Source organism: Streptosporangium sp. NPDC000396, assembly GCF_042898655.1.
Classification (GTDB): Bacteria; Actinomycetota; Actinomycetes; order Streptosporangiales; family Streptosporangiaceae; genus Streptosporangium.
In genome coordinates, this window is sequence record NZ_JBIAZA010000001.1 from 368,457 (window position 1) to 394,008 (window position 25,552).

26 protein-coding genes are annotated in these 25,552 nt (G+C 71.2%); 10 read left to right on the forward strand and 16 right to left on the reverse strand.

The annotated features are described in order from the left end of the window. Window positions 1-64 precede the first annotated feature (64 nt). The 3 genes from ACFY2X_RS01625 (at window position 65) to ACFY2X_RS01635 (ending at window position 1,690) form a co-directional block, all read left to right on the forward strand. Window positions 65-541, forward strand: a complete 477-nt coding sequence (locus ACFY2X_RS01625) for a YbaK/EbsC family protein (protein ID WP_389930909.1) — start codon at window positions 65-67, stop codon at window positions 539-541. Between the two features lie 108 nt (window positions 542-649). Beyond that, entirely contained in the window at window positions 650-997 is a 348-nt protein-coding gene (locus ACFY2X_RS01630; protein ID WP_389930912.1) for an arsenate reductase family protein, read from the forward strand. 144 nt (window positions 998-1,141) lie between these two features. Beyond that, complete coding sequence (locus ACFY2X_RS01635) at window positions 1,142-1,690, forward strand: GNAT family N-acetyltransferase (protein ID WP_389930914.1); 549 nt, start codon at window positions 1,142-1,144, stop codon at window positions 1,688-1,690. Window positions 1,691-1,757: 67 nt separating this feature from the next. Here ACFY2X_RS01635 and metF read toward each other — a convergent pair whose 3' ends face one another. Beyond that, a complete protein-coding gene (metF, locus tag ACFY2X_RS01640) occupies window positions 1,758-2,690 on the reverse strand; it encodes a methylenetetrahydrofolate reductase [NAD(P)H] (protein ID WP_389930916.1) in 933 nt (310 codons plus the stop codon). Between the two features lie 107 nt (window positions 2,691-2,797). Between metF and ACFY2X_RS01645 the strand changes: the two genes are divergently transcribed. Beyond that, window positions 2,798-3,865, forward strand: coding sequence for a polyprenyl synthetase family protein (locus ACFY2X_RS01645; protein WP_389930918.1), 1,068 nt, complete (start codon window positions 2,798-2,800; stop codon window positions 3,863-3,865). 91 nt (window positions 3,866-3,956) lie between these two features. Here ACFY2X_RS01645 and thiE read toward each other — a convergent pair whose 3' ends face one another. Genes thiE through ACFY2X_RS01660 form a run of 3 tightly spaced genes read right to left on the reverse strand, consistent with a single transcriptional unit; the run spans window position 3,957 to window position 6,173 of the window. Beyond that, window positions 3,957-4,598: a thiamine phosphate synthase gene (thiE, locus tag ACFY2X_RS01650; RefSeq protein ID WP_389930922.1), complete on the reverse strand. Its 642-nt coding sequence runs from the start codon at window positions 4,596-4,598 to the stop codon at window positions 3,957-3,959. Next, window positions 4,576-4,950, reverse strand: a complete 375-nt coding sequence (locus ACFY2X_RS01655; protein ID WP_389930924.1) for an Rv2175c family DNA-binding protein — start codon at window positions 4,948-4,950, stop codon at window positions 4,576-4,578. Before ACFY2X_RS01655 ends, thiE begins: the two co-directional genes overlap by 23 nt. Window positions 4,951-5,000: 50 nt before the next feature. After that, the gene (locus ACFY2X_RS01660; protein ID WP_389930926.1) at window positions 5,001-6,173 is read right to left on the reverse strand and encodes an NAD(P)/FAD-dependent oxidoreductase; all 1,173 of its coding nucleotides are present in this window, start codon (window positions 6,171-6,173) and stop codon (window positions 5,001-5,003) included. A gap of 337 nt (window positions 6,174-6,510) precedes the next feature. Between ACFY2X_RS01660 and thiO the strand changes: the two genes are divergently transcribed. From thiO to tnpB, 5 genes are all read left to right on the forward strand, one after another. Next, window positions 6,511-7,632, forward strand: a complete 1,122-nt coding sequence (thiO, locus tag ACFY2X_RS01665) for a glycine oxidase ThiO (RefSeq protein ID WP_389930929.1) — start codon at window positions 6,511-6,513, stop codon at window positions 7,630-7,632. Continuing rightward, the gene (gene thiS, locus ACFY2X_RS01670) at window positions 7,629-7,829 is read left to right on the forward strand and encodes a sulfur carrier protein ThiS (protein ID WP_389930932.1); all 201 of its coding nucleotides are present in this window, start codon (window positions 7,629-7,631) and stop codon (window positions 7,827-7,829) included. The genes thiO and thiS overlap by 4 nt, the downstream gene beginning before the upstream one ends. Before the next feature lie 5 nt (window positions 7,830-7,834). Continuing rightward, the gene (locus tag ACFY2X_RS01675) at window positions 7,835-8,593 is read left to right on the forward strand and encodes a thiazole synthase (RefSeq protein WP_389930934.1); all 759 of its coding nucleotides are present in this window, start codon (window positions 7,835-7,837) and stop codon (window positions 8,591-8,593) included. Between the two features lie 76 nt (window positions 8,594-8,669). Then, window positions 8,670-10,592, forward strand: coding sequence for a Stk1 family PASTA domain-containing Ser/Thr kinase (gene pknB, locus ACFY2X_RS01680; protein WP_389930936.1), 1,923 nt, complete (start codon window positions 8,670-8,672; stop codon window positions 10,590-10,592). A 302-nt stretch (window positions 10,593-10,894) separates the two neighbouring features. Further along, window positions 10,895-12,250 carry an IS607 family element RNA-guided endonuclease TnpB gene (gene tnpB / locus ACFY2X_RS01685; RefSeq protein ID WP_389930938.1) on the forward strand — a complete coding sequence of 452 codons (1,356 nt, stop codon included), beginning with the start codon at window positions 10,895-10,897 and terminating at the stop codon, window positions 12,248-12,250. Window positions 12,251-12,285: 35 nt separating this feature from the next. Here the strand turns inward: tnpB and alc are convergent, their stop codons facing one another. The 9 genes from alc to uraD form a co-directional block, all read right to left on the reverse strand. After that, a complete protein-coding gene (gene alc / locus ACFY2X_RS01690; RefSeq protein ID WP_389930940.1) occupies window positions 12,286-13,239 on the reverse strand; it encodes an allantoicase in 954 nt (317 codons plus the stop codon). Between the two features lie 64 nt (window positions 13,240-13,303). Further along, entirely contained in the window at window positions 13,304-14,596 is a 1,293-nt protein-coding gene (gene allB / locus ACFY2X_RS01695; RefSeq protein WP_389930943.1) for an allantoinase AllB, read from the reverse strand. Between the two features lie 35 nt (window positions 14,597-14,631). Further along, window positions 14,632-15,849 carry a glycerate kinase gene (locus ACFY2X_RS01700; protein WP_389930945.1) on the reverse strand — a complete coding sequence of 406 codons (1,218 nt, stop codon included), beginning with the start codon at window positions 15,847-15,849 and terminating at the stop codon, window positions 14,632-14,634. A gap of 416 nt (window positions 15,850-16,265) precedes the next feature. Next, on the reverse strand, window positions 16,266-17,654 hold the full coding sequence (locus ACFY2X_RS01705) for an 8-oxoguanine deaminase (RefSeq protein WP_389930948.1): 1,389 nt from the start codon (window positions 17,652-17,654) through the stop codon (window positions 16,266-16,268). A 43-nt stretch (window positions 17,655-17,697) separates the two neighbouring features. Further along, complete coding sequence (locus tag ACFY2X_RS01710; protein ID WP_389930950.1) at window positions 17,698-18,171, reverse strand: (2Fe-2S)-binding protein; 474 nt, start codon at window positions 18,169-18,171, stop codon at window positions 17,698-17,700. Continuing rightward, the gene (locus tag ACFY2X_RS01715; protein ID WP_389930952.1) at window positions 18,171-19,046 is read right to left on the reverse strand and encodes an FAD binding domain-containing protein; all 876 of its coding nucleotides are present in this window, start codon (window positions 19,044-19,046) and stop codon (window positions 18,171-18,173) included. The genes ACFY2X_RS01710 and ACFY2X_RS01715 overlap by 1 nt, the downstream gene beginning before the upstream one ends. Before the next feature lie 5 nt (window positions 19,047-19,051). Beyond that, a complete protein-coding gene (pucL, locus tag ACFY2X_RS01720; RefSeq protein ID WP_389930955.1) occupies window positions 19,052-19,948 on the reverse strand; it encodes a factor-independent urate hydroxylase in 897 nt (298 codons plus the stop codon). Window positions 19,949-19,951: 3 nt separating this feature from the next. Continuing rightward, window positions 19,952-20,263: a hydroxyisourate hydrolase gene (gene uraH, locus ACFY2X_RS01725; RefSeq protein ID WP_389930957.1), complete on the reverse strand. Its 312-nt coding sequence runs from the start codon at window positions 20,261-20,263 to the stop codon at window positions 19,952-19,954. Further along, the gene (gene uraD, locus ACFY2X_RS01730) at window positions 20,260-20,844 is read right to left on the reverse strand and encodes a 2-oxo-4-hydroxy-4-carboxy-5-ureidoimidazoline decarboxylase (protein ID WP_389930960.1); all 585 of its coding nucleotides are present in this window, start codon (window positions 20,842-20,844) and stop codon (window positions 20,260-20,262) included. Before uraD ends, uraH begins: the two co-directional genes overlap by 4 nt. 273 nt (window positions 20,845-21,117) lie before the next feature. Between uraD and ACFY2X_RS01735 the strand changes: the two genes are divergently transcribed. Next, window positions 21,118-21,981, forward strand: a complete 864-nt coding sequence (locus ACFY2X_RS01735) for a deoxyribonuclease IV (protein ID WP_389930963.1) — start codon at window positions 21,118-21,120, stop codon at window positions 21,979-21,981. Between the two features lie 599 nt (window positions 21,982-22,580). Here the strand turns inward: ACFY2X_RS01735 and ACFY2X_RS01740 are convergent. The 3 genes from ACFY2X_RS01740 to ACFY2X_RS01750 all read right to left on the reverse strand — a co-directional run bounded on the left by ACFY2X_RS01740 (window position 22,581) and on the right by ACFY2X_RS01750 (window position 25,270). Beyond that, window positions 22,581-23,339: a LytR/AlgR family response regulator transcription factor gene (locus ACFY2X_RS01740; RefSeq protein ID WP_389930966.1), complete on the reverse strand. Its 759-nt coding sequence runs from the start codon at window positions 23,337-23,339 to the stop codon at window positions 22,581-22,583. A gap of 80 nt (window positions 23,340-23,419) precedes the next feature. After that, the gene (locus ACFY2X_RS01745; protein ID WP_389930968.1) at window positions 23,420-24,601 is read right to left on the reverse strand and encodes a histidine kinase; all 1,182 of its coding nucleotides are present in this window, start codon (window positions 24,599-24,601) and stop codon (window positions 23,420-23,422) included. 48 nt (window positions 24,602-24,649) lie between these two features. Then, window positions 24,650-25,270, reverse strand: a complete 621-nt coding sequence (locus ACFY2X_RS01750; protein ID WP_389930970.1) for a molybdopterin-dependent oxidoreductase — start codon at window positions 25,268-25,270, stop codon at window positions 24,650-24,652. Window positions 25,271-25,552: the final 282 nt, after the last annotated feature.

Sequence of the window (25,552 nt, forward strand, 5' to 3'; positions counted from 1 at the left end):
ACCCTCCGTCCCAATCAGCGGTCACGAAGCGGCATTCAATGGTCAATCTGTTTAGAGTGGCCGCGTGCCAGAAAAGTTGCATCCGAACATCGAGAAGGTCGCCTCGGTCCTGGTCGAGCACAACGTCTCCGGTGAGATCGTCGTGTTCGAGGAGGCCACCCCGACCGCCGCGACCGCGGCCGCGCAGCTCGGCTGCGAGGTCGGCGCCATAGCCAACAGCCTGATCTTCGACGCCGACGGAGAGCCGCTCCTCGTGCTCACCAGCGGCGCCCATCGGGTGAACACCGACCTGATCGCCAAGACGGTCGGCGCGGCGAAGGTGAAGCGCGCCACTCCGGACTTCGTCCGCGCGGCCACCGGTCAGGTCATCGGCGGCGTCGCCCCGATCGGCCACCCCGCCCCGATCAGGACCCTGGTCGACACCTGGCTCGACAAGCACGAAGTGGTCTGGGCCGCGGCCGGCCATCCGCACACGGTCTTCCCCACGTCCTTCGCCGAGCTCGTCCGCATCACCGGCGGCGCCCCGGTCGAGGTGGAGTGACGGCCGGTCGAGGTGGGGACGCCCGCGAACTCCGCGAACACGGCACCCTGATCGCCGGACTCGGGGGCTCGGCGGAGTGATCTCGTAACAAAAGGCAGAGGAGGATAAATGACTACTGTTTGGCACAACCCGCGCTGTTCCAAGAGCCGCGCGGCCCTGGAGGCCTTCACCGGATCGGGCCGCGAGGTGAGGGTCCGCCGCTACCTGGACGATCCGCCGACGTCCGCCGAGCTGTCGGAGGTGCTGGACCTGCTCGGCCTGGAGCCGTGGGACATCACCCGCATGGGCGAAGATCGGGCCAGGGAGCTCGGCCTCGCCTCGGCGGAGCGGGAACGGGAGCGGTGGATCGCGATCCTGGTGGCCAACCCCGTGCTGATCGAGCGCCCGATCGTGCTGACCGAGGACGGCCGCGCCGCGGTCGCCCGCGACCCGGAGACGCTCAGAAGTCTGCTGTAGTCCGGAGCAGAGGCCGCCTCAGGTCCCGGTCCAGATCCAGGTCCGGGGAATAAAAGGCTTCCCAATATTTAATGGAAATTGCCAAACACCACATTCGCACCTTTCCTCGGACCGGATGGTGTCTGCCCTGCTAGGGTGCATTGGGTGATCGGACTGCGACGGGTCGCTCCCGATGAGTTCACCATTCGGCTGGACGCGGTCCTCGGCATCTACACCGCGGCGATGAACCCACCCGCCGACCAGCTCGCCGGCCGGAAGGTGATCATGGGAAACCACGCCACCCATCCGGGATTCACCTGCCTGTTCGCCGAGCGTCCCGACGGGACGCCGGTGGGCGTCGCCTACGGCTTCCACGGAGTCCCCGGGCAGTGGTGGCACGATGTCATCCACCGGGCCATCACCGATCAGAGCGGGGAAGGAAGCGCCCGTGGCTGGCTCGGCGACGCCCTGGAGCTCGCCGAGATCCATGTCCACCCCGACTACCAGGGCAAGGGCGTCGGCCGGGCGATGATCATGAACATATGCGCGGATCGCTCGGAGCGCACCGCCGTACTGTCCACGCGCGACCAGCCCACCGCCGCCCGGCACCTCTACCGCAGCGTCGGTTTCGTCGACCTGCTCACCCAGTTCGTCTTCCCGGGCGGCTACGAGCGCTACGCGATCCTCGGAGCCGTGCTCCCGCTGGCCAAGTAGGCCCCGAAGGGGGTGCCGGGAGACGGGGAGTCCGTACGCCCCCGGCCCCGGCGCCGCCGATCGCGCGCTAACCCGCCAGCGAGGCGGTCTTCGGCGCGACGTCGAGGGCCTGGAAGACCTCGCGGGTCGCGCTGGAGCGGTTGAAGGTGATGAAGTGGATGCCGGGCGCGCCTTCGTCGAGCAGGGTCTGGCAGAGCTCGGCGGCGTGCTCGACGCCCAGCCTGCGCACGGCCGCGGGGTCGTCGGCGACGGCCTCGAACCGCTCTGCCACCTCCGGCGGGAACGGCGCGCCGGACAGCTGCTCGGACCTGGCGATCGTGCTCATCTGCGTGACGGGCATGATGCCGGGGATGATCGGGGTGTCGCAGCCCTTGGCCGCGACCCGGTCACGCAGCCGCAGGTAGTCGTCCGCCCGGAAGAACATCTGGGTGATCGCGTAGTCGGCGCCCGCTCGGCACTTGCGCACGAAGTGCTCGGTGTCGGCCTCTACCGAGCTCGACCTGGGGTGCTTGTAGGGGAAGGCGGCCACTCCGACGCAGAAGTCGCCGTACAGGCGGATCAGCCGGACCAGCTCCTCGGCGTAGAGCACACCGTCGGGGTGGCGCACCCACTCGCCCATCGGGTCGCCGGGCGGGTCGCCCCGGACCGCGAGGATGTTGCGCACGCCCGCCCCCGCGAACCGGCCGACCAGATGGCGCAACTCACGAAGGGAGTGGTTGACGGCGGTGAAGTGGGCGACGGGAGTCAGCGTGGTCTCGTGGGCGAGCCGCTCCACGATCTCGACCGTGCGGTCGCGGGTGCTGCCGCCGGCGCCGTAGGTGACCGACACGAACGTGGGATGCAGCGCCTCCAGCTCGCGGATGACGCGCCAGAGCTGCCGCTCCCCCTCGTCGGTCTTCGGGGGGAAGAACTCGAAAGAGAAGGAACGGCCACCGGCGGCGAGAAGCTCGCGGACGGTGGGCACGCGATCGGGGAGAACTGACGGGCGACCCAGAGCCATGTCTCTAGGGTACTGGGCGCTCGGCCGGCCACCGCATTCTTGATTGCTGTAAGCCGTACCCACCTCTCCCGATATGCACCCTATGCCCGGGCCGATAACCTCAGTGCATGACCACTTCCGCAGCCGCGCTCGACACCATCCGCTTCGAAGTGGATCGCTCCCTCAGGGAGTTCGTCGACCGGCAGCGCCCCCAGGTCAGCGCCCCCGAGCTGGCTCCTCTCATCTCCGCCGCCGAGGAGTTCCTGGCGGGCGGCAAACGGCTGCGACCGGCGTTCTGCTACTGGGGATGGCGTGGCGCGGGTGGCTGCGACGACCCCGCGCTCTTCGCCGCCGCCGCCTCGCTCGAGCTCCTCCAGGCCAGCGCCCTCATCCACGACGACGTGATGGACGCCAGCGACCTGCGCCGCGGCATGCCCTCGGCGCATCGCAGGTTCCAGGCGCTGCACGAGAAGGCGGGCTGGCACGGCTCGGCCGAGCAGTTCGGTGAGGGCGCGGCGATCCTGCTGGGCAACCTGCTGCTCATCTGGTCCGGTGAGATGTGGCGGAGCAGCGGCCTGCCGCCGGCGTCGCTGGCTGCCGCCCAGCAGGTCCACGACCACATGCGCACCGAACTCATGTGCGGCCAGTACCTGGACCTGCTGGAGCAGGCCCACGGCGAGAGCACCTTCGAAAGCGCGTTGCGGGTCGCCCTCTTCAAGAGCGGCAAATACTCGGTGGAGCAGCCGCTCCGGCTCGGCCTGGTGCTGGCCACGCAGGGACACGAGCCGTGGATCGACCGGCTCTGCGAGGAGTACGGCCGGTGCGTGGGCATCGCCTTCCAGCTCCGCGACGACATCCTCGGCGTGTTCGGCGACCCGGCCGAGACCGGCAAACCGGCCGGCGACGACCTGCGGGAGGGCAAGCGGACGATGCTCATCGCCCGCGCGCTCGCCGCGGCCTCCCCCGCTCAGGCGCGGGTGGTGCGCGACACGCTCGGCGACCCGGCGCTGGACGAGGCCGGGGTGGGCCGGTTACGCCGGATCATCGAGGAGACCGGGGCGCTCGTCGCGTGCGAGAGCATGATCAAGAACTATCTCGAAGACGCCCTCGGCTCGCTGGACAAGGCCCCGATCACCCTGGAGGCCCGTACGGCCCTGGCCGACCTGGCCGTGGCCGCGACGTCCCGCCGCACCTGAGAACCCGGCCGCGAACCCGGCCGTCCCTGTCGCCCCCGGCTTCACCGCTCCGGATCCGTCCGCCGCGGAGAGGCCACGATCGGGCTCCGGGTCAGGCCGGAGCGGTCAGCCTCCGCCGGAACTCCCCCGCGGCCGCCTTCGGGTCGTCGGCCTCGGTTATGGCCCGCACGACCACGACCCGGCGCACGCCGTAGGACATGACCTCGTCCAGGTTGGTGAGGTCGATGCCGCCGATGCCGAACCAGGGCCGGTCGGTACCCAGGGCCGCGGCGTGCCGGAGCAGGCCGGGGCCCGGCGCGGGCCGTCCGGGTTTGGTCGGCGTCGGCCAGATCGGGCCGCAGCAGAAGTAGTCGACACCGGGCTCGACGGCCGCGGCGGACGCTTCCTCGGGGCTGTGGGTGGAACGCCCGATGAGGATGTCGTCGCCGAGGATGTCGCGCGCGACCGGCACCGGCAGATCGCCCTGGCCGAGATGGAGCACGTCCGGGCGGGCCGCGTAGGCGATGTCCGCCCGGTCGTTGACCGCCAGCAGCTTGCCGTGCCGATCGCAGGCGTCGCGGAAGACCTCCAGGAGCTCCAGCTCCTCACGCGCCTCGAGGCCCTTCTCCCTCAGCTGCACGATGTCGACGCCGCCCGCGAGAGCGGCGTCGAGGAAGTCCGCGAGATCTCCCCGGTCACGGCGACCGTCGGTGCACAGGTACAGACGGGCGTCAGAAACCGAGGGCTTGGGCACGTCTCTTGACCTCGGTGTGGCGGCCCGCGAGGATCGCGTCCACCGGTGACCCCGGCAGGGTCTCGTCAGGGGTGAACAGCCAGCGAAGCGACTCGACGTCGTCGTATCCGGCGTCGAGCAGCACGGTGAGAGTGCCCGGCAGTCCCTTGACGACGTCGCCGGCCGAGAGGAACGCGGCGGGGACCTGAGGCTCGCCGCCTCCCCGTCGCACTCCGATGAGCTTGCGGTCCTTGAGAAGTTGCTTTGCGCGACCGGCGCTGAGGTTGAGCCTTCTGGCCACCTCGCTCAGGGAGAGCCACTCTCCCACCAGCTGGTCGGTTTCCCGGTCGATCTGCGCAACAGAAAGCGTCACGAATCCACCACTACCACATCGAGCCCTTCGCCAAACACCCGGCGGCGAGGTTACGCCGCCGTGCAGTCGCGCAACGCTACCGCAGGGTCGGCCAGACGGCCGACTTCCAGGCGCTGCCCACCCTCGATGAGGCGGCGGCCCTGGAGCAGGTCGCGGGGACGGTTGACGGCGAGCACCGCGGTGAGCCTGTCGTCCTCGCCCACCCAGCAGGCCCCCCACTTGGTGTCGGTGGCGGGGTCGCCGCGCAGGATCAGGCGGCCGTCCGCGTGGTGGCCGGCGTACTGGACCATGTGGCCGAACTGCTCGGACCAGAAGTAGGGCACCGGGTCATAGACGGCGGAGTCGCCCAGGAGCGCGGCCACGGCCACGTCGGGGGCGCCGAGGGCGGTGTCCCAGTGCTCGACCCGCATGCGCCGGCCGTACCGGCGCGACCACCAGGCCGCGCAGTCGCCCACCGCGACCACGCCCGGCAGGGAGGTGCGCAGGTGCTCGTCGGTGACGACCCCGTTGTCGAGCTCGACGCCGGAGCCCGCCAGCCATTCGACCGACGGCCGCACGCCGACGCCCGTGACGACCACGTCGGCCTCGATCGCCGAGCCGTCGGCCAAGGTCAGCCCGCCCTGGTCCACGGAGGCGACCAGGGTGCCCAGGCGCAGGTCCACACCCGCCTGGCCGTACCAGGAGGCGGTGTGCGCGCCGACGGGGCCGAGCGCGGTGGCCAGGGGGAAGCCGGCGGCCTCCACGACGGTCACGGCACAGCCCGCCTTGCGGGCGGCGGTGGCGACCTCGGCGCCGATCCAGCCCGCGCCGATGACGGCGACCTTCGCCCCGGAGGTGAGCAGGGCGCGCAGTTCGAGCGCGTCGTCGATGGTGCGCAGCACGTGCTGCGCGCCGTCGCCGCGCAGCCTGACGGGATGCGCGCCGGTGGCGATGACCAGCCCGTCGTAGGCCAGCTCGCCCTCGGTGGTCTCCACCACGCCCGCGCGCAGCCCCTTGGCGGACACGCCCGCGCGGAAGTCGACCTCCAGCGCGTCCAGGTCGGAGTCGACGATCGTGGAGTCGATCTCGCCCAGCAGCACGGCCTTCGACAGCGGCGGGCGGTCGTAGGGCCGGTGCGGCTCTTCGCCGATCAACGTGATCGCACCGCCGAACCCGCGGGCCCTTAAGGCCTCGACACTCCGCACGCCGGCCAGGCCGGCGCCAACCACCACGACATGATTCACATCTACCGAGCCTAAGCGGCAGCGCCGAACCCCCCAACGGCTGTTTGATAACGAAAACGGTATTTAGCTCACATCCACCGCGATGAGCGTGTTGTTCGAGCCTTTAGGGTGGGACACATAAGACGCGCGGGAGCCCGGAACGCACCGGGCTGAGAGGAGGGCTACGGGACGGCGAGGACCGTGGTGAGCCAGTGCCGTGCGAAGGATGACGCGCCGTGCCGAGCACGCGCGACCCGGCACGACACGGGCGAGCGGCGATCCGAGCGTGACCGTAAGCGGGCCCTCGACCGCCACGAACCTGATCCGGGTCATGCCGGCGAAGGGAGCGGAGCAACATATGGCGCACCGGTTCGACATCCTCGTCATCGGCGGAGGCGTGGTCGGGCTCTCGGTGGCCTGGCGCGCGGCCAGGCAGGGGCTGAAGACGGCAGTGGTGGATCCCGCCCCGGCCTCGGGCGCGTCACACGCGGCGGCGGGCATGCTGGCGCCGGTCAGCGAGGTCACCTACACCGAGGAGCCCCTGCTGCGGCTGGGCCTGGCCTCTCTGGCGAGGTGGCCCGCGTTCGCCGCCGAGCTGACCGCCGACAGCGGCCACGACCTCGGCTACCGCGCCGACGGCACGATCGACGTCGCCTTCGACTCCGACGACCTGGAGGCGCTGGACGCGCTCGCCGCGTTCATGGACAAGCTCGGCCTGCCCGTCGAACGGCTCACCGGCCGCGAGTGCCGGCGTCTGGAGCCGATGCTGGCGCCGTCCGTCCGGGGCGGCCTGCTGGCGGGCGGAGACGCCTGGGTGGACCCCAGGCGGGTCACCAAGGCCCTCCTGGCCGCCCTGGAACGGTCGGGGTGCGCGCTGATGCGAACCCGGGTCACGGGGCTGGAGACGGCTTCTGAGACCGTCACGGGAGTACGGCTGGCGACCGGCGAGACCGTCGGGGCCGCCCGGGTGGTCCTGGCGGCCGGGGCCTGGTCGGGGGCGCTGGAGGGGTTGCCGCCCGCGGTGCTGCCGCCGGTGCGGCCGATCAAGGGCCAGATCATGCGGTTGCGCTCCCCCTCGCCGGTCCTCCAAAGGTGCGTGCGGGGTGTCGTGCACGGCACGCCCGTCTATCTGGTCCCGCGCCTCGACGGGGAGCTGGTGGTCGGAGCCACCCAGGAGGAGATGGGCTTCGACACCAGGGTGACCGCCGGAGGGTTGTGGGAGTTGCTGCGCGACGCGCGGGAACTCGTCCCCGGCGTGACCGAGCTGGAGGTCGCCGACGTGGTCGCGGGACTGCGCCCCGGCACCCCGGACAACCTGCCGCTGATCGGCCCCACATCCCTGCCCGGCATGTCCGTGGCCACGGGCCACCACCGGGGCGGGGTGCTGCTGGCCCCGCTCACCGCCGACCTCTGCGCCGGCGAGGCGGACCCGGAACTGTTGAAGATCTGCTCGCCGCTGCGCTTCCAGGAGCCCCGATGAACGTGACGATCAACGGCACCGCGTACGAGCTGCCCGCCGGGGCCACCGTGACGCAGGCCGTACAGAAGCTGACCGAGACCAGGAGCGGCGTGGCCGTCGCGGTGAACGACGAGGTCGTCTCGCGGGGCGCGTGGGACTCCACGCCGCTCGCGGAGGCCGACCGGGTCGAGGTGCTCACCGCGGTGCAGGGAGGGTGAAGAACGTGAGTGACGATCTGATCATCGGTGGGGAGAAGTTCTCCTCCCGGCTCATCATGGGCACGGGAGGCGCTCCCTCGCTGGAGGTCCTGGACCAGGCGCTCGTCGCCTCGGGCACCGAGCTGACCACGGTCGCGATGCGGCGGCTGGACCCGTCCGCGCGGGGTTCGGTGCTCGACGTGCTGCGCGAGCGCGGCATCAAGGTCCTGCCCAACACCGCGGGCTGCTTCACCGCCCAGGACGCGGTGCTGACCGCCAAGCTCGCCAGGGAGGCGCTGGAGACCGACTGGGTCAAACTGGAGGTCATCTCCGACGAGCGCACCCTGCTGCCCGACCCGATCGAGACCTTCGACGCGGCCGAACGGCTGGTCGCCGACGGATTCGTGGTGCTGCCGTACATCGGCGACGACCCGGCCCTGGCGCGCAGGATGGAACAGGCGGGCTGCGCGGCGGTGATGCCGCTGGGCGCGCCGATCGGCTCGGGGCTGGGCATCCGCAATCCGCACAACATCGAACTCATCGTGGAGTCCGCGAAGGTCCCGGTGATCCTGGACGCCGGGATCGGCACGGCCAGCGACGCGGCCCTGGCGATGGAGCTGGGCTGCGACGCGGTGCTGCTGGCCACGGCCGTCACCCGGGCCCAGCACCCGGATCTGATGGCACAGGCCATGCGCTCGGCGGTCACCGCGGGCCGCCTGGCCCGGCTGGCCGGGCGGATTCCCCGGCGCCGCCACGCGCAAGCGTCATCCCCCATGAATCCATAGAAATCAGCCAACTTCTCCGCATCGGTTTGGAACGCCGAGACCCTGCGAACGGTAAATCGCCCGTAAACTCAGCCGGGTGGACACGACGCTTACGGACCCCCTTGTCGGGAAGCTCCTCGACGGGCGTTACCGCGTTGAGTCCCGGATCGCCCGGGGCGGTATGGCGACCGTCTATCTGGCCATGGACATCCGGCTCGATCGCACGGTCGCCGTAAAGGTGATGCACCGCTCCCTGGCGGAGGACCCCTCGTTCGTGCGGCGGTTCATCGGCGAGGCCAAGTCGGTGGCGAGCCTTTCGCACCCCAACGTGGTGCATGTCTTCGACCAGGGCACCGACGGGGACAACGTCTACCTGTCAATGGAGTACGTGCCGGGACGCACCCTGCGCGACGTGCTCCGTGACAGGGAGAGGCTGCCCGCCCGTGAGGCCCTCGAGGTCATGATCCCGGTGCTCGCGGCACTGGGCGCCGCGCATCAGGCAGGGCTGATCCACCGGGACGTCAAACCGGAAAACGTCCTGATCGGCGGTGACGGACGGGTCAAGGTGGTCGACTTCGGCCTGGCCCGCGCGATCGAGGCGACCAACCAGACGCGAACCGGCGTCATGATCGGCACCATCGGCTACATGTCGCCCGAGCAGGTGACCTCCGGCGCCGCCGACGCCCGCAGCGACGTCTACGCGGCCGGGATCATGCTGTTCGAGCTCCTCACCGGCCGCCAGCCGTACGAGGGCGACACCCCGATGTCGGTGGCCTACCGGCACGTGCACGACACCGTGCCCGCGCCCTCGTCGCTGCTGCCGGGCTCTCCTCCGCTGCTGGACACGCTGGTGGCCCAGGCCACGGCCCGGGATCCCGCGGCTCGGCCGCCGGACGCCACCGCGCTGCTGGTCGCGGCGGTGGACGCGCACCGCATGCTGCCCAAGGAGAGCGGCCCGGTGCCGTCCGTCCCGGCCGCTCCCCCGCAGAGTTCCGGGCCGGCGCCGCAGCAGGTCAACCAGACCCTGATCCAGCCGCGCAACGAGCTGCTCACCAGTCCCGTCGACGACCGGGCCGCGCCCGCCGCCAAGGCACGCGCGGGCTTCAAGCCGAACTGGTTTCTGATCGCGCTGGCCGTCGTGATGGTGACCGGGGTCGCGCTGACCGGCTGGTGGTTCTCCCAGAGCCGCACCATCAAGGTGCCCGACCTGGTGGGCAAGAACATCACCATCGCCGAGAGTGAGGCCAAGCAGGGCGGCTTCACCGTCGAGATCGGCCCGCCCCAGAACGACGAGAAGGTGCCCAAGGGCAACGTGCTGCGGACCGACCCCGCGGCCGGCACGGAGACGGAACCCGGTAAGAAGCTGGTCCTCATCGCCTCGGCGGGCCCCAAGCGGATCGTCGTGCCGAACGTCGTGGGCATGAGCAAGGACGCCGCCGCCGCGAAGCTGGCCGAGGCCGGCCTCACCTTCGGAGGTGCCAGGAAGCAGGCCAGCGAGACCGTGCAGCGCGGTCAGGTCATGCGGACCCAGCCGGCCGTGGGCAACCTCGTCAAGGAAGGCAGCAAGGTCGACCTGGTGATCAGCGCGGGCCTGGTCATGCCGGACGTCATGGGCATGCCTCGCGACCAGGCCGACGCCATGCTGCGCGGCGCGGGCTTCACCCCCGAGTTCGTGGAGCAGACCGACTCCGCCCAGCCCTGCACGGTCATCGCCCAGGATCCGCTGCCCAAGGCCGAGATCGACAAGGGCGCCGTCGTCCGGCTGACCCTGTCGCAGTGCAGCAACGGCGAGTGGCGCTGGCCGTGGGATGACGGCGGTGACCCGAACGATCCCAACCGCAAGGTGATCGTCATCCCCAACGTGCTGTTCAAGGACGTCAGGGCGGCCCGTGAGGAGCTGCGTGCCGCGGGGGTCAGCGTGAAGATAAAAAAAGGCGTGGGCCGGGGTAGGGTCCTGGCCCAGATTCCGCCGGGCGGGCAACAGGTCCCGCCCGGCACCCGGGTGACCCTCTGGCACTGAGCAGTCCGTGAAAGGGCCCGGTCTCTGTGAAGACCGGGCCCTTCGCTCTGGAGAAGGTCGCGCGGGGTTCAGAACTGTTTGAGAAAACGCGGGCGAACGTGCGTGAACGCATGTTTCGATGAGGGGGTGAAGCTTGCCCAGTGGGCGCGGTCGCAGGGCATTCACCCGCAAACCGCTTACCGATGGTTCCGGGAGGGCAAGATGCCCGTCCCGACGCGCCGTCTGCCCACCGGCACGATCATCGTGGACGACCCCGGCCCAGCCGACTCTCGCGGGGCCGCGCCGTATGCCCGGGTGCCCTTGTGAAGGTTGCCCAGGCATACCGGTTCGCGCTCGACCCCACCCCCGCGCAGGCCACCGCGCTGGCGTCGCACTGCGGCGCGGCGCGGTTCGCGTTCAACTGGGGGCTTGCCCTGGTCAAGGACGCGCTCGACCAACGGGCGGCCGAGCAGTCCTCCGAGGTGCCGGAGGAGTTGCTGACCGAGGTGCCGTGGTCGCTGTACGCCCTGCGCCGGGCGTGGAACGCCACCAAGGGCCGCATCGCGCCGTGGTGGGCGGACAACTCCAAGGAGGCCTACAACACGGGCCTGGACGCTCTGGCGCGGGCGTTGAAGAACTGGGCCGCCTCCCGCAACGGCAGCCGGAAAGGAAACCCGGTCGGGTTTCCCCGGTTCAAGTCCAAGCATCGCGCCGCGCTGTCGTGCCGGTTCACCACCGGGACGATCCGGGTGGAGGCCGACCGCCGTCACGTCACGCTGCCCCGGCTGGGCACGATCCGCACCGCCGAATCCACCCGCAAACTGGCCCGGCACCTGGAACGCGGGACGGGCCGGATCCTGTCGGCCACCATCCGGTTCGAGGGCGGGCGCTGGTTCGTCGCGTTCACCTGCCAGATCGACCGCGACGACCGCGCCCTGGCCCAGCCGAACGCGGTGGTGGGGGTGGATCTCGGGGTGAGGGCGCTGGCGGTGCTGTCCACCGGCGAGACGGTCGACAACCCCAAACACCACCGGGCGGCGCTGCGCCGGTTGCGCCGGTTGAGTAAGGAGCTCGCCCGCCGCGCCGGGCCGCGCACCCCGGACGGGAGCAGCCGCGAGGCGTCGAAGCGCTGGCACAAAACCAAGGTTCACCTGGGCAAGACCCATGCCCGGGTGGCCGGCCGGCGACGCGACGGCCTGCACCAGCTCACCACCCGCCTGGCGGCGACCTATGGCACGGTCGTGGTCGAAGACCTGGACGTGGCCGGGATGCTGGCCAACCGCCGCCTGGCCCGCGCGGTCGCCGATGTCGGCATGGCCGAGGTGCGGCGGCAGCTCGCCTGCAAGACCGTCTGGCGCGGCGGCAGGCTTGTTGTGGCCGACCGCTGGTACCCCTCCAGCAAGACGTGTTCCGGCTGTGGCGCGGTGAAAGCCAAGCTCGCCCTGTCGGAGCGCACCTACGCATGTACCGCGTGCGGACTCGTCCTCGATCGGGATGAGAACGCCGCGCGCAACCTGGCCGCGCTGGCGGCCGGGTATGAGCACGACGTCGCCCAGAGTTGCGGGGAGACGGTAAACGCCCGTGGAGCCGGTGTGAGACCCGCCGATGGTGGGCGGTCGGCGGAGAAGCGGGAACTCCCTCCGGGAGAACGTTCGCGGCGTAAGTCGTGGGCTGCCTGATGTGTGCTCACATTCGATCACACTTCAGGTAACGGTCAGCTCTCCTGGAGGAAGCCGTGCAGGCGGATGCGGGCGAGGCCCCCGTCGGGGTAGACGTCCACCCTGACGTGGGTGGCCACCGGCGCGTCCTCGATGCGGAAGCGGTGGCGGGTGTCGGGCTGCAGGCGGGTCCTGGGGAGCAGCTCGAACCAGGTGCTCCCGTCGGCGGTGCCCTTGATCGAGACCTCTCCGGGGGCGTTGAACAGCAGGTTGCTCGTGTCGATCTCGGCGAGCTTGACGATCCCGGCCCCGGCGAGGCGGATCGTCAGCCAGTCGTTGCCGTCGTCGCGGCGGCGGGCGGTCTCCCAGCCCTCGTCCTGGTGCCGGGCGAGGCCGGGGGCGATGGCGTTGTTGGGCGAGGAGTAGAACTCGTTGGAGCAACCGGTGACCAGCGCGCCGTTCTCAAGCGCGGCCAGATCCAGACTGAGGCCGTCGTACAGGGACAGGTCAGGCCTGACCTCGCCGTGCACGCGCAACCGGGCGATTCCCCCGTCGGGGAACATGTTCAGCCGGACGTGCGTGTAGCGCCGCTCGTCGGCCACGTCGAAGAAGTGCTCGGCGTCGCCCTTGACCTCGCTCTTCGGAACGATCTCCGCCCACTCGGCGGCCTGCAGCTCAGCGACCGTGGGGTAGCCCTCGGCGGTGGTGGCCTCGACCGAGACGTGGGGCGGGTAGTTGCCCTTGAACCAGGCCGTGTCGATCACCACTCCGCGGATCACGCCGGGCAGGCCGAGCCGGACCAGCGCCCAGTCATGACCGGGCTCGCGCCGCCGCCGGGTCTCCCAGCCGTCGTACACCTGGCCCTTGGCCCCGAAGGTGTGGGCCTGGAAGGCGGGGCGGCCCGGGCGGATCAGGTTCTCCCGCTCGGCGAAGGACTCGTCGTTGGCCGCGACGACCGAGCCGCCGAGGGTGCGCAGCGCGAGGTCGGGCAGGGCGGTGAATGCGCTCAACGGGGAGGACCTTTCTTGTGCGTGATGTGCCCCGCCCGGCGCGAACCGCCGCCGGGCGGGCCGGTCAGAGGAGGTTCCCCGAGGGGACGTCCTCCACGGCGCGACCGCGCAGCCAGGTGGTGCGGACCACACCGGACAGGGCTCTGCCGTGGTACGGCGTGACCGGGTTCTTGTGGTGCAGGGCGGAGGCGTCCACGATGTGGCCCGAGGCGGCGTCGAACGCGACCAGGTCGGCGTCGTTGCCCACGGCGATGGCGCCCTTGCCGTCCAGCCCGGCCAGGGCCGCCGGCCCCTCGGCCATCCAGCGCACGACGTCGCGCAGGCCGTGCCCGCGCCGGGAGGCCTCGGTCCAGATCGCCGGCAGGCCGAGCTGAAGGGAGGAGATCCCGCCCCAGGCCGCGGCGAAGTCGGGCACCTTCAGATCCGGGGTGGACGGCGAGTGGTCGGAGACCACGCAGCTCAGCACTCCGTCGGCGAGGCCGCGCCAGAGCTCGTCACGGTTGCGCCGGGAGCGGATCGGCGGGCAGCACTTGAACTGGGTCGCCCCCTCCGGCACCTCCTCGGCGCTCAACGTGAGGTAGTGGGGACAGGTCTCGGCGGTGATCCTGACCCCGTCCCGGCGGGCCTCGGCCAGCGGTTCGAGGCAGAGCGCGGACGACACGTGCAGGATGTGCGCCCGCACCCCGGTCTCCCTCGCCAGGGCGACGACCCGCTCGACGGCGCGGCGCTCGGATTCGCCGGGCCGCGAGTCGAGGAACTCCGGGTACCCCGGCCCGGCCGGCTCGGCGAGCAGCGCCGGGTCCTCGGCGTGGACGATCAGCAGGCCGTCGAAGGAGGCGATCTCCGCCATGACCGCCCGCAGCCCGTTCGTGTCGAGCGGTGGGAACTCCTCCACGCCCGACGGGGACAGGAAGCACTTGAAGCCGTAGACCCCGGCCTCGTGCAGGGGCCGCAGGTCCTTGAGGTTCCCGGGGATCGCGCCGCCCCAGAACCCGACGTCGACCAGGCACTGCCCGGCCGCTGCCGCCCTCTTCACGGCCAGCGCGTCCACGTTCACGGTCGGGGGCAGCGAGTTGAGCGGCATGTCCACGATCGTGGTCACCCCACCGGCGGCGGCGGCCCGGGTGGCCGAGGCGAAGCCCTCCCAGTGCGTACGGCCGGGCTCGTTGACGTGCACGTGGGTGTCCACGAGCCCGGGCAGAAGCGCGGTGTCTCCCAGGTCGACCCACTCGGCCGCCTCAAGGCCGGCGTCGGGGGCGTGGACGCCGACGATCTTCCCGTCTCGCACGGCCACCGCCGCCGGGCCCTCCCCCTCGGGCAGCACGGCCCGGCGGGACGTGATGACCAGATCAATCACGGGCGTCCTCCTGCTTCCTGCCGTTTCCGCGGTTCCTACAGCCAGTCGGCCGCGAGCTTGGCGGCGACGCGTTCCAGAAGGGGGCCCGCCTCGGCCATGCGCCGCTCGGGGTCGGATTCGATGTCGGTGAGCGCGTAGGCGGCCCTGATGCCCGCCGCGTTCAGCTCCTCGTTCCCGAGGGTGCGGCGGCCGCAGACCGCGACGACCGGGACACCGGCCCCGGCGGCGGCGCGGGCGACCCCGGCGGGGGCCTTTCCCCGCAGCGTCTGCTCGTCCAGGGATCCCTCGCCGGTGACGACCAGGCGGGCGCCGTCGAGCCGCTCCCGGAAGCCGAGGAGGTCGAGCAGGTATTCGATGCCGGGGCGGATGTCGGCGCGCAGGAAGGCCAGGGCGGCGAAGCCCGTTCCCCCGGCCGCCCCGGCTCCCGGCTGGGCGGCGACGCCCATGGGGCGGACGACGCCGTCGTGCTCGATGGCGCCGACCAGGCCGTGGGTGTGCGCGGCGACGGCGGCCAGCCGGGCGAGCGCGCCGTCGAGGAGTTTGACGTCGCCGGGCGAGGCGCCTTTCTGCGGGCCGTAGACGGCGGCGGCGCCGTTCGGCCCGAGCAGCGGATTGTCCACGTCGCAGGCGACGACGAACTCGACGCCGGCGACGTCGAGGAGCCCGGAGGCGTCGATCTTTTCGAGCGCGCGGAGGGCGGCTCCGCCGGGCGGGAGCTCCTCTCCCCCGGCGTCCAGGAACCTGACGCCCAGCGCCCTCATCATCCCGGTGCCGCCGTCGGTGGAGGCGCTGCCTCCCAGGCCGAGGACGATCCGCTTCGCGCCGCGCCGTACGGCGTGGGCGATCAGCTCGCCGGTGCCGTGGCTGGTCGCGGTGAGCGCCGCGAGGCGCACCCCGCCGTGCGCGGACGGGTCCGCCTGGGCGGCGGAGGCGCCTTCGGCGGCCGGAAGCCGCCGCAGGCCGGACGCCTCGGCCAGCTCGATGACGGCCGTCGGCGTGTCCGGGGCGTCACGCCAGGCGTAGGCGGCACGGACCGGCTCGCCGACGGGGCCGGTGACCTCGACCTCCACGCGCTCGAATCCGCAGGCCACGACGGCGTCCACGGTGCCGTCGCCGCCGTCGGCCACCGGCATCGCGACCGTGGCGACGTCAGGCCCGAGGCCCGCGGCGACGTGGGCGGCGACCTCGGCCCCGGTCAGCGACCCCTTGAACTTGTCCGGGGCGATGACGACATGTCCCGGCGACTCAGACAACAACCTTGCTCCCTGATGGAGAATGGGCGGACACGCGCCCCCGCCCGGTGCGAGCGGGCGGGGGCGCGTGCCGGAACCCGTGAGACAGCTGGAAAACCATCATGTCTCGTGAGAGGACTGTCGGGTTTACCGGGCAGGGGAATCGCTTCCCTGTTATGGTTCCTTCGTTTGAAACGGTCAGGGCTTGGCCGTCGCCTACCTCTTTCGAGGGAAGCGAGAAGCCGCTCTCTTCAGGGAGCGGAGGAGTCACCATCACACCTGTCCGGGAACTGGCTCGAACTTCCCGGCGGCGTCGATGGCCGGGCCATGGGGGTGTTCGCCTCCCACCCGGTCATGATCTCGACGAGGACCGGGCGGGAGGCCTCCCTCACCGCCCGTTCCGGTCGGCGCGCGGATCGCCGCTCCTGCCGGCCCGCTCAGGAATGGACCTCCTTTCGGGCGACGAAGCCCTGCTCCTCTGCGAGGCGCATGAGGCGGCGGCCGGCCGCGCCGCCCGCGCGGCCGAGCTCGTCCTGGGCGACCGTGCGCAGCTCGTCGTCCTCCACGACGGTCTCACCGCCCACCAGGAGGCGGGCCAGCGGCGGCTGCCGGGTGCCGAAGACGAGGGTGGCGACCGGGTCGGCGACGGCCGAGGCGAAGGCGCCGTCGGTCTTCCACAGGGCGATGTCGGCGAGCTTGCCGGCCTCCAGGGAGCCGATCTCGTCCTGGCGGCCGAGGTTCCTCGCGCCGCCGAGGGTGGCGATCTCCAGAGCCTGCCGGGCGGTCAGCGCCGTGGGACCGTACTTGGCCCGCTGGAAGAGCAGGGCCTGGCGCATCTCGCCGGAGAGCGAGGTCAGCTCGGAGGAGGCGCTGCCGTCCACGCCGAGGCCGACGTTCGCGCCGCGCCGGAGCATGTCGGAGACCCGGGCGATGCCCGCGCCGAGCCGGCCGTTGGAGCTGGGGCAGTGCGCCGAGCCCGTGCCGGTCTGGGCGAAGGTGTCGATGTCGGAGTCGCTCAGGTGGATCGCGTGGGCGAACCACACGTCCGGGCCGAGCCAGCCGAGCTTTTCCATGTAGTCGACCGGGCGCAGGCCGACCTGCTCAAGGCAGTGCTCCTCCTCGTCGAGGGTCTCGGCGAGATGGGTGTGCAGCCGCACGCCCTTGGACCGGGCCAGCGCGGCGGCCTCGGTCATCAGGTCGGCGCTGACGGAGAACGGCGAGCAGGGGGCGACCGCGATGCGCAGCTTCGAGGAGAAGGACGGGTCGTGGTAGGTGTCGACGGCCTCGGCCGTCGCCGCGAGGATCGTGTCGAGCTTTTCGACCACGACGTCCGGCGGCAGGCCGCCCTGGGATCTGCCGCGGTCCATCGAGCCTCGCGCGGGGTGGAAGCGGACGCCCACGTCGCGGGCCGCCTCGATCTCCGCGGCGAGCAGGTCGCCCCGGCCGGAGGGGAAGACGTAGTGGTGGTCGCTGGAGGTGGTGCAGCCGGACAGTGCCAGGAAGCCCAGGCCGGCGCCCGCCGCGCCCTTGACGACCTCGGCGTCCATGGCGGCCCACACCTGGTAGAGCGCCACCAGCCACTCGAACAGCGTGGCGTCCTGGGCGAGCCCCTGGGAGGCCCACTGGTAGAGGTGGTGGTGGGTGTTGACCAGGCCGGGCGTGGCCAGGCAGCCGGTGCCGTCGATCCGTGTGGCTCCCGGGACGGCCGGGGCTGGACCGGCCCCGAGTGCCGCGATCCTGTCGCCTTCGACGTGGATGTGCCCGGAGGGGATCTCCGGGCCGGTCACCGGGGCGATGAAGACGTTGTCGATGACGATGGAGCTCATCCGGTCTCCTCGCCCGGCTGTCCGGCCCTGTCGCTCCGTCCGGTCACGAGGCGGCCGCCTTCCGCGTCGCTGCGAGCCGTACGGCGTCGAGGATCTTCTCGTAACCCGTGCACCGGCACAGGTTGCCCGCCAGGGCCTCGCGGATCTCGGCGTCCGAGGGCTGCGGGACGCGTTCGATCAGATCGTGGGCCTGGACGATGAGGCCGGGGGTGCAGAAGCCGCACTGGACCGCGCCGCATTCGACGAAGGCCTCCTGGACCGGGTCGAGCCGGTCGCCGTCGGCGAGGCCCTCGACCGTGCGGACCTCGCGCCCGGCGGCCTGCCCGGCCGCGACCAGGCAGGCGCAGACGGGGACGCCGTCGAGGTAGACCGTGCAGGAGCCGCATTCGCCCTGCTCGCAGGCGTTCTTGGAGCCGGGCAGGCCCACCCGCTCGCGCAGGACGTACAGCAGGCTCTCCCCCTCCCAGACGTCGTCCACCGTCTCCTCGCGGCCGTTCACGGTGAAGTTGACGCGCATCAGCCGACCCTCCTTTCGAAGTGCCCGGACCGGAACTCGTTCCACGCCCAGGTCAGGGTGCGGCGGGCCATCACGCCGATGGCGTGCCTGCGGTAGTCGGCGGTGCCGCGCACGTCGTCGATGGGCGAGGCGGCCTCGGACGCCAGCTCGCCGAAGCGCTTGAGCACGGCGGGGTCGAGCCGGGCGTCCCAGTCGAGCTCGGCGGCGAGGAACTCCTCGGCGGCGATCGCCCGCCGGGGCGTCGGGGCGGCCGAGCCGACGCCGGTGCCCACGCGGCGCTCGCCGGGATGGAGCGCGACGGCGAACGAGCAGACCGCGATCACCATCGCGTTGCGGGTGCCGACCTTGGAGAAGTACTGCGGGCCGGTGGCGGGGCTCATCCAGAACGCCCGGATCAGCTCGTCGGGCTGGAGCGCGCTGCGCTTGACCCCGACGAAGAAGTCGGCGGCGGGGATCATCCGCACCCCGCGGGCCCGGGACTCGACCTCGACGATCGCGTCACCGGCGAGCAGCGCGGGATGGCTGTCCCCGGCGGGCGAGGCCGCGCCGAGGTTGCCGCCCACGGTGCCCCGGTTGCGGATCTGGGGCGAGCCGACCGTGCGCGCGGCCTGGGCGAGACCGGGCAGCCGGTCCCCCAGCTCGGTGATCACTCGCACGTACGGCACGCCCGCGCCGACACGGAGCCGGCCGTCCTCCTCCAGGGTCCACTCGGTGAGCTCTGCGATCTTGTTCAGGTCCAGGAGCGCGGCCGGGCGGTGGATGTCGAAGTTGAGCTCGACCATCACGTCGGTGCCCCCCTGGATGGGCATCGCCTCCGGCAGGTCGGCCTTGGCGGCCAGTGCCTCCGCCCAGGTGGCAGGTTGCAGGAAATCCATGGTCGTCACTCCCAGGCGAAGTGGGCGGCCGGGGCGTCGTCGTTGAGGACGGTGCCCTCGATCAGCCCGTAGGGACGGTCGGCGGCGTAGAAGACCTCGCCCGGGTTGTCCAGCCCGAAGGGCGCCAGGTCGACCAGGAAGTGATGTTTGTTCGGCATGGCGAGACGCACCTCGCAGATCTCCCGGCGGGTGTTCAGCGCCTGCTCGCCCATGGCGTAAAGCGTCTGCTGGAGGGAGAGGCTGTGGGTCCTGGCGAAGGCGTCGAGCAGGCAGCGCCGTACTTCATCGTAGGACTCCCCGAACGACGACTCCTCCGAGACGTGTCGCCACCGGGCCGCCACCGCGGTGGCCAGGACGCGGTCGGTGGCCGGCTGGAGGGTGGTGTACTCGTCCTGGATGTAGCCGGTGAACTCCGAGCCGGTCGAGTTGAGGACCACCAGGTCCTTCAGTCCGGAGACCACGGTGGTCCGGCCGTCCCGGTCGTGGTGCACGACGCAGGTGCGCACCTCCCTGCCCGAGCGGACGAAGGAGTGCTGCTCGTCGCGGAGCCCGCGGCCGGGTCCCTTCTCGACCGGTATGCGGTCCCAGAAATACTCCTCGATCTCCACGCGGGCATGGTGGATCGAGGGCTGGGAGTCCACGAAGTGCCGGGCCAGCAGGAGCGCGAAGTCCTCGATCTGGTCCACGCCATGCTTTTTCGCGAAGGCGTAGACGGTGTTCTTCTGCGTGTCCGTCGGCAGCACGGCGGCGTTGTCCCCGGTCAGGTGCGCGTCGCGCATGTCACCTGACAGGGCGGAGCTGACGTTGAGGTCCTTGATGGAGTGGACCGCGCCGTCCCTGACGACACGGACCACACGGGTCTCCGCCTTGCCGTAGCGGTTGGGCCCGAGAACGACGGGCATGTGCTAACTCCCTCGGTACGTCGAATAGGCGAACGGGCTGAGCAGCAACGGCACGTGGTAGTGCTCGTCCGGGTCGTCGATCGTGAAGGCGACGGTGACCTCCGGGTAGAAGGCGTCCACGCCTCGCGCGGCGAAGTAGGCTCCGGTGTCGAACACCAGCCGGTGCACGCCCGCCCCGGGCGACCAGCCCTTGAGCCGGCCGTCGGCGTCGGTGTGCCCTTCGGCGACCACCGCCCCGCCGCTTTCGAGCCGTACGGCGACGCCCGCCGCGGGCCTGCCGAGCGCGGCGTCCAGCACATGTGTGGAGAGGCTCACGGCCGCTCCCCCATGAGCTTCGCCACGCGCAGCCGGGTGATCTTGGCCAGCTCGGCGCGGACGACCTCCCGTTCCGCCTCGTCCTCGTTCCCCAGCCGCTCCCGCAGGCGGGTCAGCATCTCCTCGGCCGACAGGCCGGTGGCGCAGATCAGGTAGATGTGACCGAACCGCTCCTCGTAGGCGCGGTTGCCCTCGGCGAGCTCGTCCAGCACCGCCTGGCCGGCGCCGATCACACCGGACTGCTCCTGACGGGACCAGGACGATTCCCGGCCGGCTCCGCCCGCGCGCTCCGCGCCGCGGTCGCCGGTGGAAGGCGACGGGCGGCTCGCCGGCGGCGCCTCGCCGATCCGCGCGTGTGCCGACAGCGCCTCCCGCACATCCGGCCAGTCCAGGTCTCTCACGGCGGCAGCGGCGGCCGCGCCCAGCTGGTCGAGGTCACGGCAGGGACGCAGCGCCGCCACGTTGCGGGCGAAGGTCCGGGACGCGCAGCACGTCAGCAGCTGGGCTTCGGCCTCGGCGGTGCTCAGCGCGTTGAAGCCGGCCAGCCCCGCCGTCGGCACCGCGGATTTCACGTTCGGCATGAAAGCAGTACACACACCGGCACGGCGCATGGTCCAGCAGCAAGAACTCCGAAGTGGAATAAAGCTTTGGCCTGGGTTTTCGTGTCATGCTCCAAGTCCTCCGAATCCGGCGGGCACCACTCCCCGGCTCCTTGGCCACCCTCACCGCCAGGGGAGGGAAGATCGGGCCGGAACGGGAGGCTTCTTCCTCACCACAAAGCGGGATCGGGAGGGTTCCGTCGCCTTTCGGGTAGCCCTCTGGGCCGATGGAACAGGGCCTAAACTGTCGGCACCATGACTTCTCTTTCCCTCATCGGCGGACACGTCTCCGTCACGGGCGGCCTGGCCAAGGGCGGCCTGCAGTACGCCTCCGACATCGGCGCCGAGATGATCCAGGTGTTCGTCAGCAACCCCCGGGGCTGGACGCTCGCCGCGGGCGACCCCGGCCAGGACGCCAAGCTGCGCGAGTCGGGGATGCTGTCCTTCGTGCACACGCCCTACCTCGTCAACATGGGCTCCCCGAGCGCCGACACGCTGGAGAAGTCCGTGGCCACCGTACGGCACAGCCTGCAGCGCGCCTACGCGATCGGCGCCGTGGGCTCGGTGGTCCACACGGGATCGGCGGTGAGCCAGCCCCGCGACGACGCGATGCGCCAGTTGCGCGACCGGCTCCTCCCCCTTCTTGAGGAGATCCCCGAGGACGGCCCCGACCTGCTGCTGGAGCCGATGGCCGGGCAGGGGGCGATGCTCTGCGCGACCGTCCAGGATCTGGAGCCCTATCTGGCCGCCCTCGACTGGCATCCGAAGGCGGGTGTCTGCCTGGACACCTGTCACGCCTTCGCCGCCGGGCACGACCTGTCCACCCCCGACGGCGTCAAGGAGACCCTGGACGCCCTGCACGCCATCGCTCCGGGGCGGCTCAAACTGGTCCACGCCAACGACTCCAAGGACGTGTGCGGCTCCAAGAAGGACCGGCACGAGAACATCGGCGCGGGCCACATCGGCGCCCAGTCCTTCGCCGACCTGATGCGCCATCCGGCGGTCGCCGGGGTGCCGCTCTGCATCGAGACCCCCGGCGGTGCCGACAAGCACCGCGAGGACATCGAGACGCTGAAGAAGCTCCGGGACACCTGCCCCGCCGACGACGATCAGGGGTGAGACGGGACGCCCGCTCTCGTGATCCAGCCGCCCCCGTGTGGGCCGGATCACGGTCCGCCTCGCGGGCTGGCGCGGGCGTCCCGTCACACCGGAGATCGCCGGGCCCCACCCCCCGGTATCCAGGGCCCGGCAATCAGGCGATCAGTCATCGACGATCGCCTGAGGGTTCCGCGCATCAGGTCTGTCCGAACCTTCCGGCTCTGTCCCCCCCGATGCGGCGGGTGTGGCTCTCCGATGAGTGAACACTAGAGGGCCCTCCCGGCCGGCGAACTCCGGTTTCGGGCCAGCGCGATTAACGGTTAGTAGTTGTCGATGTGCGGAGAGTGTTCGGACGACGAGCGGCGGGTCGCGAGCGACGAGCGGTCGTTTCCCACCGGCGAGCCCCGGTCCGCCCCTCTCACGTCCGAGATCGGCCGCCGCCGGGAAGTGCCAGAAGGTGCTGGGAAATGCCGGGAAATACGGCACGGTGCGGGGCGGAAAACGCAGCGAGGGTGGACGGGCGGCACTCGGCCGCCTGTCCACCCTCGCTCCACCCCGCCTGGCCTGCCTGACCGTGCCAGAGGGCAGCGGCCCGCCTGACCGTGCCGGAGGGCAGCGGCCTACCTGGCCGCGCCCGAAGGCAGCGGCCGGTCCTGGAACTGGCGGACGAGCTGTTCGCGGACCTGGCGGGTGTGACGGCGGCTGACCGGCAGCGTCTCCGCGCCCACCTGCAGCATCACCCGGCCGCCGTCGAAGCGCATCTCGCTCACGTGACGCACCGAGACCAGCGTGCTCCGGTGCACGCGGATGAACCCCGATCCGGCCCAGCGCCGCTCCAGCGCGGCCAGCGACATGCGCACGAGATAGCTGCCGTCCACGGTGTGCAGCCGCACGTAGTCGCCCTTCGCCTCGACGAACTGGACCGACTGCTGGGCCACGAAGCGGGTCCGCCCTCCGAGCTCGACCGGGATGACGTCCTCCGGCGCCGAGTCGCCCGCGGGCGACGTCATGGACTCCAGGCGCCGTACGGCCTCCGCCAGCCGGTCGACCCGGACCGGCTTGAGCAGGTAGTCCACCGCTTCCAGCTCGAAGGCCTGGATCGCGCAGTCTTCGTGGGCGGTGACGAACACCAGGCGCGGCGGACTGGGGAACCCGCCGATGAGCCGGGCCAGATCGAGGCCGCCGAGACCGGGCATCCGGATGTCGAGGAAGACCCCGTCCAGCCGCTCTCCCGTGCCGATCATCTGGACCATGTCCTGTAGCGCCGTGACTCCGCCGTGAGCGGTGGAGACGTGTTCGATGCGGGGGTCCTGGCGGAGGAGATAGGCCAGTTCCTCCAGCGCGGGGACCTCGTCGTCAACGGCCAGGACTCGCAACATGGGCCCCACGCTGCCCTCGAACCAGGTTCATCGCAAGAGTTACGTCAATTTTAGGTAAAGCTATGACTACAAATAGCTATTCATCGAGAAGAGGGTTTGGGCACGCGCAGCCGCACCTTGGTGCCCACGCCCAGCGCGGTCTCCACGACCAGCCCGTAGTTCTCGCCGTAGATCTGGCGGAGCCGTACGTCGACGTTGGCCAGGCCTATCCCGCTCTCGGACCGCCCGTGGCACGGATCGTCGGCGAGCAGCAGCCTGGCTCGCGCGGGGTCCATGCCCAGCCCGTCGTCCTCCACGCTGATGTGAGCCTCGGCACCGGTGTCCCGGACCACCACCCGCACCTCGCCGGGGCCGTCGCTGTCGGCCATGCCGTGCTTGATGGCGTTCTCGACCAGCGGCTGCAGGCACAGGAACGGCACGGGCAGCGGCAGCGCCTCCGGCGCGACCTGGACCGTGAAGCGGAGCCGGTCGCCGAACCGGGCGCGCTCCAGCAGCAGATACCGGTCCACGCAGTGAAGCTCGTCGGCCAGGGTGGTGAAGTCCCGTCCCCGGCGCAGCGCGTATCTGGCGAAGTCGGCGAAGTCCATCAGCAGTTCCCGCGCCCGCTCGGGATCGGTGCGGATGAACGAGGCGATGGTGGTCAGGCAGTTGTAGACGAAGTGCGGGGAGATCTGCGCGCGCAGCGCCCGCGTCTCGGCCTCCAGCGCGCGCCGCCGGGAGGAGTCGAGCTCGGCCAGCTCCAGCTGGGCGGAGACCCAGCGGGCGACCTCGGTGACGGTCCGGACCAGCGCCGCGTTCACCTCGGCGTCGTAGGCGGCCAGCGCGCCGACCACCCTGCCGTCCACGGTGAGCGGCACGACCGCCGCGCCCCGGATCGCGCAGCCCGGCGTGTCGCAGGCCAGCATGTCCTCGCCCACCACCTGCGGGCGCCCCGACGCGAGCACGGTGCGGGCGTGCTCGGGCGCGTGATCCCGGTGGCAGTCCACCGCGCCGTCCCAGGCGAGGACGCCGTCGATGTCCGTCACCGCGATGGCCCTGGTCCCCAGCAGCGTGCGCAGATGGCGGATCGCCTTGCGGGCGGAGTCGCGCGTCAGGCCGGCCCGCAGTGACGGAGCCGCCATCGCCGCGACGTGCAGGGTGGCGAAGGCGGCCTCGTCCGGCAGGCCGTCCGGATGGCGGGAAGACGCCGGCCGCCGGCGGGACAGCGCGAACCCGAGAAGAATGCTGACGGCGCAGAGCAGCACCCAGCCACTGGTCGACATGCGGGAAACCGTAGTCAACCTCCCCGGCCGATCAGGGGAGAACGGCTATCACGGTGGCCCTTCGCCCGGTTCCTCCTGATAGGAGTAGCGCTGCTCACGCCATGGGTCGGCGATGTTGTGGTAGCCGCGCTCCTCCCAGAAGCCGCGCCTGTCCTCCAGCAAATACTCCACGGCGCGCACCCATTTGACGCTTTTCCAGGCATACAGATGGGGAACGACCACCCGGACCGGGAACCCACGCTCCGGGGAGATGGGCTTGTCGTCCAGTTCGAGGGCGAACAACGTCTGGCCGCGGGTGAAGTCGCTCATCCGCAGGTTGGCGCTGTAGCCGTACTCGGCCCAGATCATCACATGCTTCACGCCCGGAGCGGGCGGGGCCAGTTTCATCAACGTCGCCGGGGACACCCCGCTCCACTCGTTCCCCATGATCGAGAACTTGGTGACGCAGTGGAAGTCGGCGATGACCGTGGTGCGCGGCAGCGTGGAGAACTCCGGCCAGGTGAACCGGTACTGCTCCCCCGACGCGGTCGCCCCCATGACGTGGAACTCCCATGTCGCCGGGCGGAACGTGGGCACCCGGCCGTAGTGAATCACCGGACGTCCCCGGGGCACGTACTGGCCTGGAGGCAGGCGAGTCTCCTCCCGTGGAGGTTCGGACTGCTCCACCATCACTCCCCTCGCCGTTCTCCCCGATGGCACGGGGCAATCCTGCCATCGCGGGTCCGCCGCCGCCGCAGCGGCCACCGGATAACGCCTCTTCCCCGTGCCGGCGGCGGGACGGCACGTCACCACGCGGGCGCCCGCGCCCGCCGTCCCATGCCGGATCATCGACACGTTCTCACGATGCGCTACTATGGGCCGCGATGCGTACTGCGTTCTGGTTTTGGTATGGCGACGGACCCTTAGGTCGGACCGTTCGCCGCCGGATGCTGCGCTGACAGCCAGGCGAAC

Coding starts and splice junctions, on each gene's coding strand:
- ACFY2X_RS01740 (WP_389930966.1), bottom strand. CDS start 23,339: ATGTTGCGAGTCCTGGCCGTTGACGACGAGGTCCCCGCGCTGGAGGAA.
- ACFY2X_RS01630 (WP_389930912.1), top strand. CDS start 650: ATGACTACTGTTTGGCACAACCCGCGCTGTTCCAAGAGCCGCGCGGCC.
- metF (WP_389930916.1), bottom strand. CDS start 2,690: ATGGCTCTGGGTCGCCCGTCAGTTCTCCCCGATCGCGTGCCCACCGTC.
- thiS (WP_389930932.1), top strand. CDS start 7,629: ATGAACGTGACGATCAACGGCACCGCGTACGAGCTGCCCGCCGGGGCC.
- ACFY2X_RS01750 (WP_389930970.1), bottom strand. CDS start 25,270: ATGGTGGAGCAGTCCGAACCTCCACGGGAGGAGACTCGCCTGCCTCCA.
- ACFY2X_RS01715 (WP_389930952.1), bottom strand. CDS start 19,046: ATGGATTTCCTGCAACCTGCCACCTGGGCGGAGGCACTGGCCGCCAAG.
- ACFY2X_RS01735 (WP_389930963.1), top strand. CDS start 21,118: ATGACTTCTCTTTCCCTCATCGGCGGACACGTCTCCGTCACGGGCGGC.
- ACFY2X_RS01710 (WP_389930950.1), bottom strand. CDS start 18,171: ATGCGCGTCAACTTCACCGTGAACGGCCGCGAGGAGACGGTGGACGAC.
- ACFY2X_RS01745 (WP_389930968.1), bottom strand. CDS start 24,601: ATGTCGACCAGTGGCTGGGTGCTGCTCTGCGCCGTCAGCATTCTTCTC.
- thiO (WP_389930929.1), top strand. CDS start 6,511: ATGGCGCACCGGTTCGACATCCTCGTCATCGGCGGAGGCGTGGTCGGG.
- ACFY2X_RS01705 (WP_389930948.1), bottom strand. CDS start 17,654: ATGAGCTCCATCGTCATCGACAACGTCTTCATCGCCCCGGTGACCGGC.
- uraD (WP_389930960.1), bottom strand. CDS start 20,844: ATGCCGAACGTGAAATCCGCGGTGCCGACGGCGGGGCTGGCCGGCTTC.
- pucL (WP_389930955.1), bottom strand. CDS start 19,948: ATGCCCGTCGTTCTCGGGCCCAACCGCTACGGCAAGGCGGAGACCCGT.
- ACFY2X_RS01645 (WP_389930918.1), top strand. CDS start 2,798: ATGACCACTTCCGCAGCCGCGCTCGACACCATCCGCTTCGAAGTGGAT.